The sequence below is a fragment of the Bradyrhizobium manausense genome, assembly GCF_018131105.1.
GTDB lineage: Bacteria > Pseudomonadota > Alphaproteobacteria > Rhizobiales > Xanthobacteraceae > Bradyrhizobium > Bradyrhizobium manausense_B.
Genome location: NZ_JAFCJI010000001.1, coordinates 3,748,734 through 3,762,608 on the forward strand (window position 1 = coordinate 3,748,734; position 13,875 = coordinate 3,762,608).

Annotated in this window: 13 protein-coding genes; 6 read left to right on the forward strand and 7 right to left on the reverse strand. The window is 63.3% G+C overall.

The annotated features are described in order from the left end of the window. Positions 1-2: 2 nt before the first annotated feature. Positions 3-533: a methylated-DNA--[protein]-cysteine S-methyltransferase gene (locus tag JQ631_RS17895; RefSeq protein WP_212327996.1), complete on the reverse strand. Its 531-nt coding sequence runs from the start codon at positions 531-533 to the stop codon at positions 3-5. A 91-nt stretch (positions 534-624) separates the two neighbouring features. Here JQ631_RS17895 and JQ631_RS17900 point away from each other — a divergent pair, with 91 nt between their 5' ends. The 3 genes from JQ631_RS17900 (at position 625) to JQ631_RS17910 (ending at position 3,783) form a co-directional block, all read left to right on the forward strand. Further along, positions 625-987 carry a DUF1304 domain-containing protein gene (locus tag JQ631_RS17900; protein ID WP_212327997.1) on the forward strand — a complete coding sequence of 121 codons (363 nt, stop codon included), beginning with the start codon at positions 625-627 and terminating at the stop codon, positions 985-987. 148 nt (positions 988-1,135) lie between these two features. After that, on the forward strand, positions 1,136-2,362 hold the full coding sequence (locus JQ631_RS17905) for an ABC transporter substrate-binding protein (protein ID WP_212327998.1): 1,227 nt from the start codon (positions 1,136-1,138) through the stop codon (positions 2,360-2,362). Positions 2,363-2,556: 194 nt separating this feature from the next. Then, positions 2,557-3,783, forward strand: coding sequence for an ABC transporter substrate-binding protein (locus JQ631_RS17910; protein WP_212327999.1), 1,227 nt, complete (start codon positions 2,557-2,559; stop codon positions 3,781-3,783). A 58-nt stretch (positions 3,784-3,841) separates the two neighbouring features. On the opposite strand, the gene JQ631_RS17915 is transcribed toward JQ631_RS17910, so the two are convergent. Then, positions 3,842-4,267, reverse strand: coding sequence for a DUF1330 domain-containing protein (locus JQ631_RS17915; protein WP_212328000.1), 426 nt, complete (start codon positions 4,265-4,267; stop codon positions 3,842-3,844). A gap of 166 nt (positions 4,268-4,433) precedes the next feature. On the opposite strand from JQ631_RS17915, the gene JQ631_RS17920 reads away from it, so the two are divergent. After that, the gene (locus tag JQ631_RS17920; protein ID WP_212328001.1) at positions 4,434-6,665 is read left to right on the forward strand and encodes a transglycosylase domain-containing protein; all 2,232 of its coding nucleotides are present in this window, start codon (positions 4,434-4,436) and stop codon (positions 6,663-6,665) included. 159 nt (positions 6,666-6,824) lie between these two features. Here the strand turns inward: JQ631_RS17920 and JQ631_RS17925 are convergent, their stop codons facing one another. From JQ631_RS17925 to JQ631_RS17940, 4 genes are all read right to left on the reverse strand, one after another. Then, on the reverse strand, positions 6,825-7,664 hold the full coding sequence (locus JQ631_RS17925; RefSeq protein ID WP_212328002.1) for a M48 family metallopeptidase: 840 nt from the start codon (positions 7,662-7,664) through the stop codon (positions 6,825-6,827). A 217-nt stretch (positions 7,665-7,881) separates the two neighbouring features. Next, complete coding sequence (locus JQ631_RS17930; protein WP_212328003.1) at positions 7,882-9,210, reverse strand: polyhydroxyalkanoate depolymerase; 1,329 nt, start codon at positions 9,208-9,210, stop codon at positions 7,882-7,884. A gap of 119 nt (positions 9,211-9,329) precedes the next feature. Beyond that, positions 9,330-10,148, reverse strand: a complete 819-nt coding sequence (locus JQ631_RS17935; RefSeq protein ID WP_212328004.1) for an ABC transporter permease — start codon at positions 10,146-10,148, stop codon at positions 9,330-9,332. 88 nt (positions 10,149-10,236) lie between these two features. Then, positions 10,237-11,040 carry an ABC transporter ATP-binding protein gene (locus JQ631_RS17940; RefSeq protein ID WP_212328005.1) on the reverse strand — a complete coding sequence of 268 codons (804 nt, stop codon included), beginning with the start codon at positions 11,038-11,040 and terminating at the stop codon, positions 10,237-10,239. Positions 11,041-11,175: 135 nt separating this feature from the next. Here JQ631_RS17940 and JQ631_RS17945 point away from each other — a divergent pair, with 135 nt between their 5' ends. Together JQ631_RS17945 and JQ631_RS17950 are read left to right on the forward strand one after the other, a co-directional pair. Continuing rightward, a complete protein-coding gene (locus JQ631_RS17945; protein ID WP_212328006.1) occupies positions 11,176-12,486 on the forward strand; it encodes an ActS/PrrB/RegB family redox-sensitive histidine kinase in 1,311 nt (436 codons plus the stop codon). 103 nt (positions 12,487-12,589) lie between these two features. Then, complete coding sequence (locus JQ631_RS17950) at positions 12,590-13,144, forward strand: ActR/PrrA/RegA family redox response regulator transcription factor (RefSeq protein WP_283841779.1); 555 nt, start codon at positions 12,590-12,592, stop codon at positions 13,142-13,144. Between the two features lie 127 nt (positions 13,145-13,271). Here the strand turns inward: JQ631_RS17950 and JQ631_RS17955 are convergent, their stop codons facing one another. Next, a complete protein-coding gene (locus JQ631_RS17955; RefSeq protein WP_212328008.1) occupies positions 13,272-13,763 on the reverse strand; it encodes an MmcB family DNA repair protein in 492 nt (163 codons plus the stop codon). Between the last annotated feature and the right edge of the window lie 112 nt (positions 13,764-13,875).

Genomic DNA, 13,875 nt, shown 5'->3' on the forward strand with positions numbered 1-13,875 from the left:
GGCTAAATCTCCACCCCCTCATGCCGCAGCAGCCAGCGCTTGCGCGCGAGACCGCCACCATATTTCACCAAGGAGCCGTCGGCTCCGATCAGGCGATGGCACGGCAGCACCACGCTGATCGGGTTGGAGCCGTTGGCGTGGCCGACGGCGCGAATGGCCTTGGGCATCTCGATCTTTGCGGCCAGCGCGCCGTAGCTCATCGTGGTGCCCACGGGAATCTTCGCGAGCGCCGCCCAGACCTTTTGCTGGAACGGCGTGCCGGCGATACGCCATTCGATCCGCGCGAGCTGACCGAGGTCACCCGCGAAGTAAGCCGACAGCGCGGTCTTCATGTCCGTCGGCGCAGCCTGATCGACCAAATTCACGGCGCCATGATGCAGGCGCAGCAGCTCGCGCATGCGGTGCTCGTAATCGTCCCAATCGAGCGCGCGCAACGCGCCATCGGCATCGGTGACAAGCAGCGCGATCCCGATCGGCGTTGCCAGCCGATCGAGGCCGAAGCTTGCAAGGGTTTTGCTTGATCGCGCGGGCATTGCGGCACCATCCCTTCGAAACACGCTTCGCACTTGCCATGCCTGACATGCTAACGTCCACCCGAAAGCTGACGCTTTTGGGGGGCTCAACTTGATTCTCATCGCCAATCTTCTGGTGGCGCTGGTCGCCGCACTGCACGCCTACTTCCTGATCCTGGAGATGTTTCTCTGGGACAAGCCGCTGGGCCTGAAGACATTCCGCAACACGCCTGACAAGGCCGAGATCACGAAGGTGCTGGCTGCCAATCAAGGGCTGTATAACGGCTTTCTCGTCGCCGGCCTGGTCTGGGGTCTCATCCACGGCAACCCGGCCTTCGCGTTCCAGATCAAAGTGTTCTTCCTGCTCTGCGTGATCGTCGCCGGCGCCTACGGCGCTGCCACCGTCAGTACGCGCATCCTGATCGTGCAAGCGCTCCCGGCTGCGATCGCACTGGCTGCATTGTTCCTTGCCTGAATCTCTGGCCTGAGACGCTACGGCGCAGCGCCGCGATCCTTGCGCGCGGCCTGCCCTTCCTCCACACTCTTCGGCAGCGATGGCGACCGTTGCAACCAGCGGGAAAAGACCGTCGGCCGGAAAATTCCGTCAGGAGGAACAAGCCAACATGAAGACTCGCAGAGCCTATTTAGCTGCCACGGCGGCGCTCGCCTTCGCGTTCTCCGCCAGCCAAGCCCTCGCACAGAAAAAATACGACACCGGTGCGAGCGACACCGAGATCAAGATCGGCCAGACCGTGCCGTTCTCCGGCGCCTATTCCGTCTACGCCAACATCGGCAAGACCCAGGCTGCTTACTTCAAGATGATCAACGACCAGGGCGGCATCAACGGCCGCAAGATCAACCTGATCCAGTATGATGACGCCTATTCGCCGCCGAAAACCGTCGAGCAAGTCCGCAAGCTCGTCGAAGGCGACGAAGTGCTCTTCACCTTCCAGATCATCGGCACCGCGGCGAACGCAGCCGTGCAAAAATATCTCAACGGCAAGAAGGTCCCGCAGCTCCTCGCCTCGACCGGCGCTGCGCGCTTCAACGATCCGCAGAACTACCCATGGACCATCGCCTATAATCCCAACTACGTGTCCGAAGGACGCATCTACGCCAAGTACATTCTGAAGGAGCATCCGAACGCCAAGATCGGCGTGCTCTACCAGAACGACGACATGGGTCGCGATTACCTCGCGGGCCTCAAGAGCGGCCTCGGCGACAAGGCCGCCAGCATGATCGTCGGCGAAGTCTCCTACGAGGTCACCGATCCCACTGTGGACTCGCAGGTGGTGAAGCTGAAGTCGATGGGTGTCGATCTGTTCTACGACGCCTCGACGCCGAAATTCGCGGCACAGGCGATCAAGAAGCTCGCCGACCTCGGCTGGACTCCGGTGCACATCCTCGACATCAATGCGAGCCCGGTGTCGGCGACGCTGAAGCCGGCCGGCCTCGACATCTCCAAGGGCATCGTCTCGACCAATTACGGCAAGGACCCCGGCGATCCCCAGTGGAAGGACGACGCGGGCGTGAAAGCCTTCTTCGCCTTCATGGATAAATACTTCCCCGAAGGCGACAAGCTCAATACCGTGAACACCTACGCCTATTCGGTGGCCGAATTGCTCACTCAGGTGCTGAAGCAATGCGGCGACGACCTGACGCGCGAGAACATCATGAAGCAGGTCGCCAACGTCAAGGGCTACACGCCGAGCCTCGCATTGCCAGGCATGTCCATCAGCACCGGCCCGAACGACTACCGCGTCAACAAGCAGATGCAGATGATGAAGTTCAACGGCGAACGCTGGGAGCTGTTCGGACCGATCATCGAGGACTCCGGTCCGGCAGGTTAGTTAATAGATTGGGTGGGTTAGGCTTGCGGCTGCGCGATGCGTAGTCCGCTACCGCAACCCACCCTACGAACTGCCAGCGCCCACCCATCTTGCGTTGCAATAATGGTTCCTCCACACTCGCCCCAGCGATGGCGGCGGGTGCGCAGCGGTGCGTCCGGCAGACCATCTGCAATAACAAGCTGAGGAAATTGCGAATGAGGAATGGAGTTCTGCATCTGGCCGCGGCAACGGCGCTGACCCTGGCGCTGTCGGTCTCTGCGGCCAATGCCCAGAAGAAATATGATCCGGGCGCCAGCGACACCGAAATCAAGATCGGACAGACCATGCCGTTCTCGGGACCGGCGTCGGCCTATTCGTCGATCGGCAAGACCCAGGCCGCCTATTTCAAGATGATCAACGACCAGGGCGGCATCAACGGTCGCAAGATCAACTTGATCCAGTATGACGACGCCTATTCGCCGCCGAAAGCCGTGGAGCAGATCCGCAAGCTGGTCGAGAGCGACGAGGTGCTGCTGACCTTCCAGATCATCGGCACGCCGGTGAACGCGGCTGTGCAGAAATATCTCAACTCCAAGAAGGTGCCGCAGCTGTTCGCGGCGACCGGCGCGTCGCGGTTCACCGATCCGAAGAACTTCCCCTGGACCATGGGCTTCAACCCGAACTACTTCGTCGAAGGCCGCATCTACGGTCAGTACATCCTGAAGGAGCATCCGAATGCCAAGATCGGCGTGCTCTATCAGAACGACGATCTGGGCAAGGACTATCTGAACGGCCTCAAGGCCGGCCTCGGTGACAAGGCCGCCAAGATGATCGTGACCGAAGCCTCTTACGAAGTCTCCGATCCCACCGTCGATTCGCAGATCCTCAAGATCAAGGACGCCGGTGCCGACCTGTTCTTCAGCGCAACGACGCCGAAGCAGGCCGCGCAGGCGATCAAGAAGATCGCCGAGATGGGCTGGCATCCGACCCAGATCGTCGACATCAACGCCACCTCCGTCGGCGCGGTGCTGAAGCCGGCGGGCCTCGACGCCGCCAAAGGCCTGATCAGCGTCAATTACGGCAAGGAACCGCTGGATCCGACCTGGAAGGACGACGCCGGCTTGAAGAAGTATTTCGACTTCATGGCCAAGTACTATCCCGACGGCGACAAGGACTCGAATTTCAACACCTATGGCTACAGCACGGCGCAATTGCTCGTGCACGTGCTGAAGCAGTGCGGTGACAATCTCACCCGCGAGAACGTCATGAAGCAGGCCACTTCGTTGAAGGACTTCGCGACCGACACCGCGCTGCCCGGCATCAAGGCCAATACCTCGCCGACCGACTATCGCGTCAACAAGCAGCTTCAGATGATGAAGTTCAACGGCGAGCGCTGGGAGCTGTTCGGCCCGATCCTGGAGGATACGGCTCCGGCGGGTTAGTCGAAGGGCTCTGGAATGCAATCGGCGGCCTGCGGGCCGCCGATTTTATTTGGAACATCTATTCCGGTATCTCGCCAAAATTCTTCCCCACCGGCAGCACCGCGTGGCGGATCAGCCGAGAGTCCTCCACAGCCGCCTGTCGATGCTTCACTGCCTCGCGATAGACGGGGTCGCGGATCATCTCGACGAAGGCTGAGACGCTCGGGTATTCGGCGATGAAGCAATGGTCCCAGCGCTCCTCTTGCGGGCCGATCAGCATCAGCTCGAACCGGCCCTGCCAGACGATGCGGCCGCCGAGGCGCTCGAACACCGGGCCGCTCTCGCGGCCATAGGCGGCATAGGCTTCCGCGCCGCTCGCCTTGCGGCCGTCGGGATAGGCCGCCTCTTGGCGCAGCCGCACCAGGTTGAGCATGTGGATCGGGCCTGGGCGGTCGCTGTCCCGGAATTGCGCGAAAATCTCCTTGGTCGGATCGATATGGCCCATGCGGGTTCCCTCTTCTTTATCGCCGCGATCCTAGCCCTGCGGTCCGACGAGCGGAACTGCGGCCTTGGAAGGCCGCATCCCCTAATCAGACGTTAAGCACGGGGTAACCGAGCCTTAAACAGCGACCGCTAGCGTGCGGCGGGGCGGGATGACCGGGCGTTTGCGTATGGGGTCGGCAAAGAAAAAGGGTGGGCGGAAGGAGCCGTTGTTCGGCTTGCCCGCGGCGCTCGCCGATCTGCGCCTGACGGCGGCCGACCGCATTCCCGGCGGCGGCGACGACAGACCAAAGAAATCCGCGAGCAAGCGCAAGGCCGAACCTGTCGACGACGAGCCGCCGCGCGAGCGCAAGGCTCCGGCCAAAGGCGGCGGCGCCAAGCGACGGTCGAAATCATCGATCAGGCCCGGCCTCGGCCGCCTCATCTACTGGGGCGCCGTGCTGAGCCTGTGGGGCGTGATCGCCGTGATCGGCGTCGTGATCTGGGTTGGCGCCCATCTGCCGCCGATCCAGTCGCTGGAGATTCCCAAACGTCCGCCGACCATCCAGATCGTCGGCATGGACGGCACCCCGCTGGCGCAGCGCGGCGAGATGACCGGCGCCAACGTGTCGCTGAAGGACCTGCCGCCTTATCTGCCCAAAGCTTTCATTGCCATCGAAGACCGCCGCTTCTATTCGCATTTCGGCATCGATCCGATCGGTATCCTGCGCGCGCTCGTCACCAACGTGCTCCATCGCGGCGTATCGCAGGGCGGCTCGACGCTGACGCAGCAGCTCGCGAAGAACCTGTTCCTGACCCAGGAACGCACCATGCAGCGCAAGCTGCAGGAGGCCGAGCTCGCGATCTGGCTGGAGCGCAAGCACTCCAAGAACGAAATTCTGGAGCTCTATCTCAACCGCGTCTATTTCGGTTCCGGCGCCTACGGCGTCGAAGCCGCTGCGCAGAAATATTTCGGCAAGCCGGCCAAGAACGTCACGATCGCAGAAGCCGCGATGCTGGCGGGCCTCGTCAAATCGCCCTCGCGCCTCGCGCCGAACCGCAACCCCGAAGGCGCTGAAGCGCGCGCAAAAGTCGTGCTCGCGGCGATGGCCGACGCGCAGTTCATTACCGAGGCACAGGCCCAGGCCTCGATCGGCCATCCCTCCTACAATGTGAAGCCGGTGGGCGCGGGCACCGTGAACTACGTCGCCGACTGGATTGGCGAGGTGCTGGACGACCTCGTCGGCCAGATCGACGACAGCATCAAGGTCGAGACCACGATCGATCCGAAGCTGCAGGCCGTGGCGGAGGCCGCCGTCATCGACGAGCTCGCCGCCAAGAGCGTGAAGTTCAATGTCAGCCAGGGCGCGCTGGTGGCGATGACGCCTGATGGCGCGGTGCGCGCCATGGTCGGCGGGCGGAACTATTCCGAGAGCCAGTACAATCGCGCGGTCACCGCCAAGCGCCAGCCGGGTTCGTCCTTCAAGCCGTTCGTGTACCTGACCGCGATGGAGCAGGGGCTGACGCCCGACACCGTCCGCCAGGACGCGCCGATCGAGGTCAAGGGCTGGAAGCCCGAGAACTACACCCATGAATATTTCGGCGCGGTGACGCTGACCCATGCGCTGGCGATGTCGCTCAACAGCGTCGCGATCCGCCTCGGCCTCGAGGTCGGGCCGAAGAACGTGGTGCGCACCGCACATCGGCTCGGCATCACCTCCAAGCTCGAGCCCAACGCCTCGATCGCGCTCGGGACCTCGGAAGTCTCCGTGGTCGAGATGGTCGGCGCCTATGCATCATTCGCCAATGGCGGCTTCGCCGCCGTGCCGCATGTGGTGACGCGGATCAAGACGCTCGACGGCAAGCTGCTCTACATGCGTCAGCCCGACGAGCATAATCAGGTGATCGAGCCGCGCTATGTCGGCATGATGAACACGATGATGCGGGAGACGCTGATCTCGGGCACGGCGAAGAAGGCCGAGATCCCGGGCTGGCAGGCGGCCGGCAAGACCGGCACCAGCCAGGATTATCGCGACGCCTGGTTCATCGGCTACACCGCCAATCTCGTCACCGGCGTCTGGCTCGGCAACGACGACAACTCGCCGACCAGGAAGGCGACCGGCGGCGGCCTGCCGGTGGAAGTCTGGACCCGCTTCATGCGCGCCGCCCATGAGGGCGTTCAGGTGGCCGCGCTGCCGAACCTGCAGACCAATTGGGGGCCGTCGAACCTCGTGCAGATCTCATCGCAGATCTCGCCGCCGGCACAGGCGGCAGCGCCGGGACTTGCGCCCGGACCAGCACCGGTCAGCAATGGCGGCTATCGCGCACCGCCGCCGACGCGCACCAATGTCAATGCGCGGCCGGAGGCAGCCGCCGGGCTCGATGGCTGGCTGATGGACCGGCTGTTTGGCGGGAATCGGTAGACCCCAAAACAAAAAACGCGAAAACAACCCCATGCACAGTAGACCGCGGGCTGCGGCGTGATGCGCGGTGGATTGCTCGAAGGTCTTGATACGACGGCGCAAAATGCGATCGCCCGCTTTCGCGGGCGATGACGACGTCTTCCGGGCTAGCAGCGGGGCCTAGTCCTCGACCCCGTACCGGTGCAGGTCGTTGCCGTAAGTGTCGAGCCACTTCTTGGCGCGCTCCATCGACGGACAGATCTTGCCGCAGACGCGCCAGAAGCGGGCGGAATGGTTCATCTCGACGAGATGGGCCACCTCATGCGCGGCGAGATAATCGAGCACATAGGGCGGCGCCAGGATCAGACGCCAGGAGAACGACAGCGACCCGGCCGAGGTGCAGGAGCCCCAGCGGCTGGACTGATCGCGGATCGAGAGCCGCTTCACCTTGACGCCGAGCTCGGCGGCATGGGTTTGCGACGAACGCTGCAGATCCTTGCGCGCCTCGCGCTTGAGGAAGTCGCTGACGCGGCGATCGACATGCTCGAGCCCACCGGCGACGCAGATAATGCGTTCACCGCTGTCGCGAATTTCGGTCCACACCGTGCCGCGCGCGCCGGAGCGATGCACGATGCGATGGGACACGCCGCGCAGCGGTATCACTGTGCCAGGCTGAAACGGAGCCGCCTTCGGCAAGCGACCAAGACGCGCGGCGATCCAGGCGCCGTGACGCTGCGCGAAGTCCTTGGCTTCAGCGAGTGTGCCGCGCGGCGGGATCGTGAGGATCGCTTCGCGGTCGCTCGGATGAATCCTGAGCGTGTAACGGCGCGCTCGGCGGTGCCTGCGCAGCCGAATCGCAAAGAATTGCGATCCATGGGTGATGAGAAGGGTCTTCGGTTCGTGAGGCCGACGGTAGAGGAGCGCGCGAGTGGCCATGTCTGTCAGTCCGGGGAGCAAGAGTTGGCCCGGATTCTGCCATAACCGCCGCCACGGAAAGCGCTCGGCGCAAAAACAAATCATTTGCCCAATATACAGGGGTCTGGCGTCCGGGAGACCCTACAGACTGGGGTTGGAACCAGCTTTTTTCGCCCCCACTGGACGCATGCGCCACCCCCAAGGGGTGAGGGGTGACTCACTCCTAGAACGCTACCTAAATACCTCGAATCTGACGGGAACCCGGCCCTCCCGGAGCCTGCGGCAGGGCCTCAGATTTCGACGGGAAAGCCGAAAAACCTGGTTATTCGGCCGCAAGCGCCTGTCTTGCGATCGGATTCGCAGCCGAGACCATGAAGTCATGGATGCGCGGCACGATTTCCGATTTGAAGCGCGAGCCGTTGAACACGCCGTAATGTCCAACGCCCTTCTGAACGTAATGAACGCGGCGATGATCCGGAATCGAGCTGCACAATGCGTGCGTTGCTTCAGTCTGACCGAGACCTGAGATGTCGTCGTTCTCGCCTTCGACCGTCATCAACGCAACGCGCGTCACCTTGGAGGGATCGACGCGAGTTCCACGATGCATCATCTCGCCCTTCGGCAGCGAGTGCTTCACGAACACGGTGTCGACGGTCTGGAGATAGTACTCGGCCGAAAGGTCCATGACAGCGAGATACTCGTCGTAGAAGTCGCGATGCTTGTCGACGAGGTCGCCGTCGCCCTTCACCAGATTGGCGAACAGGCGCTTATGGGCGTCCATATGACGGTCGAGGTTCATGCTGATGAACCCGTTGAGCTGCAGGAAGCCCGGATAGACGTCGCGCATCATGCCCGGATGCGGGAACGGCACCTTGGTGATGACGGTGTTGCGGAACCAGTCGATGCCGCGCTCCTGCGCGAGCTGGTTCACCGCGGTCGGGTTGCGGCGGGTGTCGATCGGACCGCCCATCAGCGTCATCGAGCTCGGCACGAAGGGATCGCGGCGCGCTTCCATGATCGAGACGGCGGCGACGACGGGCACGGAGGGCTGGCACACCGCCAGCACATGGGTGTTGCCGCCCAGCACATGCAGCATCTCGATGACGTAATCGATGTAATCGTCGAGATCGAAGCGGCCTTCGCTCAGCGGCACCATGCGGGCGTCGGCCCAGTCGGTGATGTAGACCTCATGCGCGGGCAGGAAGGCCTCGACCGTGCCACGCAGCAGCGTCGCGTAATGGCCGGACATCGGCGCCACGATCAGCACGCGCGGCTGCGGGGTGCGCAGCGGGCGGGCGAACTTGCGATCGAAGTAGAGCAGGTTGCAGAACGGCTTTTGCCAGACCGAGCGGACCTCGACGGGGACGCGGGTGCCGTTGACGTCGGTTTCGTCGAGGCCCCATTCCGGCTTGCCGTAGCGGCGCGTGGTGCGCTCGAACAATTCGCAGGCCGCAGCCATCGATTTGCCGATCTCGGTGCGCGCCCAGGGATTCAGCGGATTCTGAAACAGCAGCTTGGTCGCATCGGAGACCGCGCGTGCCGGATTGAGAGAGGCCTGAGCCATCTCGTACATCCAGTACATCGGCGTGGTCAGGACCGGGCTGCCTTCTGCCGCCAGGGGCGGCGCGCCGCCAAACTCACCAATAGGCATGGTCGATTCCTCTTCGCATCGCAGCATACTGCCGAATGCGTAATATTGCGTCAATGCATGGTTCCGTACATCTACGTGGCCAGGAGGGCCAAACCCGCAGGAATCCACGAGAAAATGCGTTATTCTCCACCGGCGAGCAGCGAGCCGTGCTTCCGGGCACTGCGAAGAAGGGCAAGGAAGGCCCCGAAGGAAGCCACCAGAAGCACTGCATTGATGGCCAGCGCGTCCAGCATCAAATCGGTCCGGAAGCTGTTCTCGATCAGCAGCGCCCGCATCCCCTCGAACACGTAAGTCGGCGGCAGCGCCCAGGCGACATATTGCAGCCAGGGCGGCAGGACGCTGACCGGATAATAGATGCAGGCGAGCGGCATGATCGCGAACATCAGGGTCCAGACGATGCTCTCGGCGCCAAGGCCGTTCCGCAACACCAGACCCGAGACGAAGATGCCGACCGACCAGCTGGTGAAGATCAGATTGCAGAAGAAGGCGATCAACGGCACGCCGAGCGCGTAGACGTTGAAGTGAAAGAGGACGATCGCGAGCACCGTCATCGGGATGACGCCGATCGCCAGCCGGATCAGGCTCATCACCATCAGCGAGAGCAGAAACTCGATCGGCCTCAAGGGGCTCATCATGAGGTTGCCGAGGTTGCGCGCCCACATCTCCTCGAGGAAGGAGATGGAGAAGCCGAGCTGGCCGCGGAACAGGATGTCCCAGAGAATGACGGCGCCGATCAGCGTGCCGCCGGCGCGCGCGAAGAAGTTTGCATTCTGGGCGATATAGAGCTGGAGGAAGCCCCAGGTGATGACCTGGAGCGCCGGCCAGTACAACAGCTCGAGCAGCCGCGGCCAGGATGACATCAGCAGATACCAGTAGCGCAGGATCATCGCACCGATGCGCTGGACGGAGATGCCGCGGTGGAGGGAGACGTCGGTCATGACGCTCCCCCGTTGCTGTCATCCCGCGGCGCGACATCGTCGCGAGCCCGGGATGACGGGATTCGATCCGGGCTGTGGCTCCCATCCCTCATCGCGCCCCCTCCTTCGCGCCGTTGGTGCGGCCGCGCGCGACGTCGAGGAAGACCTCCTCCAGCGTGGTGCGGTTGTAGCGCGCCATGATGGCCTCGGGCGTGTCGTCGTCCTCGACGCGGCCGCGCTTCATGATGATGACGCGGTCGCACAGCCGCTCGACCTCGAGCATGTTGTGCGACGCCAGCAGGATGGTGGCGTTGTTGTCCTTGCGATAGCGCTCCAGATGCGCCCGCACCCAGTCGGCCGTGTCAGGATCGAGCGAGGCGGTCGGCTCGTCGAGCAGCAACAGTTCGGGCGCGTTGATCAGCGCCTTCGCCAGCGCGACGCGGGTCTTCTGCCCGGCGGAGAGCTTGCCGTTGGCGCGGTCGATGAACTCGTTGAGATCGAGATCGTCGGCCAGCTTCGCGATACGGTCGGCAAGGTGCCTGACCGCATATAACTTGCCGAAAATGGTCAGGTTCTGCCGCACGGTCAGCCGCATCGGCATGTCGACATAAGGGCTCTCGAAATTCATCCGCCCCAGCACCGCCGCGCTGTCTTCCGGCATCCGATGCCCGAGCACGCGGACGCGGCCGGAGGTCGGCAGCACCAGCCCCATGATCATCGCGATGGTGGTGGTCTTGCCGGCGCCGTTGCCGCCCAGGAGCCCGGTGATGCTGCCGCGGGGAAGCGAAAACGAGATGCCGTCCACTGCGCGGGTCTGCTTGTAGACCTTGACGAGGCGTTCGACCTCGATGGCCGCGGACGAAATGTCATCCGCGACAGTAGGCCGGCTTGAAGCATTGTCATTCCCGGTCATGCTAGAGGCGTTCTTCCGCCATTGCGCAGGAGAGCGCAAGACTTGATCTTCCTGATGAAAATGGCTCCTCACCGGACCGGATGGACCGGCCCGACGTGTTTGTGATCGGACACGCGCACAGCTAGATTGACCGTGATGACCGAGACCGCCGCTTCAGACTTCCGCCCCTCACAACGACACATCCGCCTGGACACCATCCTGCGGCTGCGCTGGCTCGCGGTGCTGGGCCAGCTCGCCGCGATCTTCATCGTGGCGCAGGGGCTCGAGTTCGACGTCGAGATTGTCCCCTGTGTCAGCATCATCGCCGTGTCGGCGGTGCTCAATCTGGCGCTGCAGACCGTGATCAATCCGATGCAGCGGCTGGAGCCGCTTCACGCCGCCGGATTGCTGGCGCTGAACATCGTTGAGCTGGCCGGGCTGTTGTTCTTCACCGGCGGCTTGCAGAACCCGTTCTCCTTCCTGTTCCTCGCGCCGGTCTTGATTTCGGCCACCGCCTTGCCGGCCCGGCTCACCTTCGGCCTCGGCATTCTCGCCGTGGCTTGCGCCTCGATCCTGTTCTTCTTTCATTTCCCGCTGCCATGGGATTCCGAAGATCCCGTGGTGCTGCCGCCGATCTATCTCATCGGTGTCTGGCTTTCGATCGTGCTCGCGATCGGCGTCACCAGTCTCTACTCGTTCCAGGTGACCGAGGAGGCGCGCAAGCTCGCTGACGCGCTGGCCGCGACCGAGCTGGTGCTGACACGCGAGCAGCATCTGACCCAGATCGACGGCCTCGCTGCCGCTGCAGCGCACGAGCTCGGCACGCCGCTCGCCACCATCTTCCTGATCTCGCGCGAGCTCGAGAAGACGGTGAAGGAGCCGGTGTTCGCCGCAGACCTCAAGACCTTGCGCGAACAGACGCAGCGCTGCCGCGACATATTGAGCAAGATCACCCAGCTCTCCTCCGCCGGCGCGCCGTTCGACCGCATGAAACTGTCCGAGCTGATCGAGGAAGTGGTGGCGCCGCACCGCGATTTCGGCGTCGACATCAAGGTGCGGATCGCGGTGACGGCGACACCAGAGCCGGTCGGATCGCGCAATCCGGCCGTGCTCTACGGCGTCGGCAATATCGTCGAGAACGCCGTCGATTTCGCGAACACCACGGTGGAAGTGAACGCGTGGTGGAACAACGACACGATCGAGATCGTGATCTCCGACGACGGCCCGGGCATTCCGCCCGACCTCTTGAACCGGATCGGCGAGCCCTATCTGTCACGGCGGCGCACCCAGGATGCCGGCGGCGGTCTCGGACTCGGCGTGTTCATCGCCCGCACGCTGCTCGAACGCACCGGCGCCAAGGTCTCGTTTACCAACAGAACCTTCCCCGAGCACGGTGCAGTGGTACAGGTCGCGTGGCCGCGGGTGCGTTTTGAGGCTATCGAGACGCTTGAAGAAACAATAGGATAGGGCGCGACCTTGCGTCGCACGTGAGGCCCGATCGACTATTTGCGGCCTTGGCACCGCCTGATTGCGACGCCATATGTAGATGTGCAGGAGAGAGGACCAAACCTTGAACGCCATCGCCGAACTGAACGAACAGACCGACCGCTCGCTTCTCATCGTGGAAGACGACAAGCCGTTCCTGGAGCGCCTGTCGCGCGCCATGGAAACACGTGGCTTTGCGGTGACGTCATGTGACACGGTCACGGATGGTCTTGCGCAGATCGGCAAGTCCGCGCCCGCTTTCGCGGTGGTCGATTTGCGTCTTGGCGACGGCAACGGTCTCGACGTCGTCTCGGCACTGAAGAAGAAGCGTCCCGAAGCCCGCGCCATCGTGCTGACCGGTTATGGCAACATCGCCACCGCCGTCACCGCGGTGAAGATGGGCGCGATCGATTATCTCTCGAAGCCCGCAGATGCCGACGACGTCGTCGCCGCCCTGCTCTCGACCAGTGCTGAAAAGTCCGAGCTGCCGGCGAACCCGATGTCGGCCGACCGCGTGCGCTGGGAGCACATCCAGCGCATCTACGAGATGTGCAACCGCAACGTCTCGGAGACGGCGCGCAGGCTCAACATGCACCGCCGCACGCTGCAGCGGATTCTGGCCAAGCGCGCACCGAGGTAACGGTGCCGTAGGGTGGGTCGAGCGACGCGAAACCCACCATCTTCGCGGCCTGCACTGAACGCGATGGGTTTCGCTTCGCGCTACCCATCCTACGAATTCTGCTACGAATTCTGCGTCTGCCGCGCCGCTACTCCCAAAAGTCCGCGTGCCCTTGCGGATCGACAAGGCGGTTGATCCGCAACGCCGCCGCCATTCCGAACCGCACCGTCATCTGCTTGCGCGTCGCGGCCGCGATCTTGTGCTCGGGCGCTTCGCAATGCATGTGCGCGCCATAGGCGTCGGCGATGATCAGGCCGGTGTCCGCCGGAAATATCTCGCAAGGCAGGTCCTGAGTGAAGGCGAAGAACAGCCGGTCGCAATGAGCCCGGTACTCGTGCCATTTCTGATCGGCGCGCAGATCCTCGACTGACGATTTGATCTCGACGATCCAGATCTCGCCGCGCTCGTTCAGCGCCACGAGATCGGCGCGCCGGCCCGACGGCAGCGGCAATTCGCTGATGCAGGAAAAGCCGAGCGAACGCAGCAGCCGCGCCGTGCCGCGCGCGATGGCGAGCGCTGTTTCCGACTGGCGGCGATCGGGCCGCGGAACGAGGGCGATGTTGCGGGCGGGGCTGTCCATGGAGGGGAGAGTAGCAGATTCCGCCTCAACCGTCATTCCGGGGCGCGCCATTCGGCGCGATGGTCGCGCAAGCAACTCCGAATCCGCGCAAAACTACTTCCTGTGGTTATGG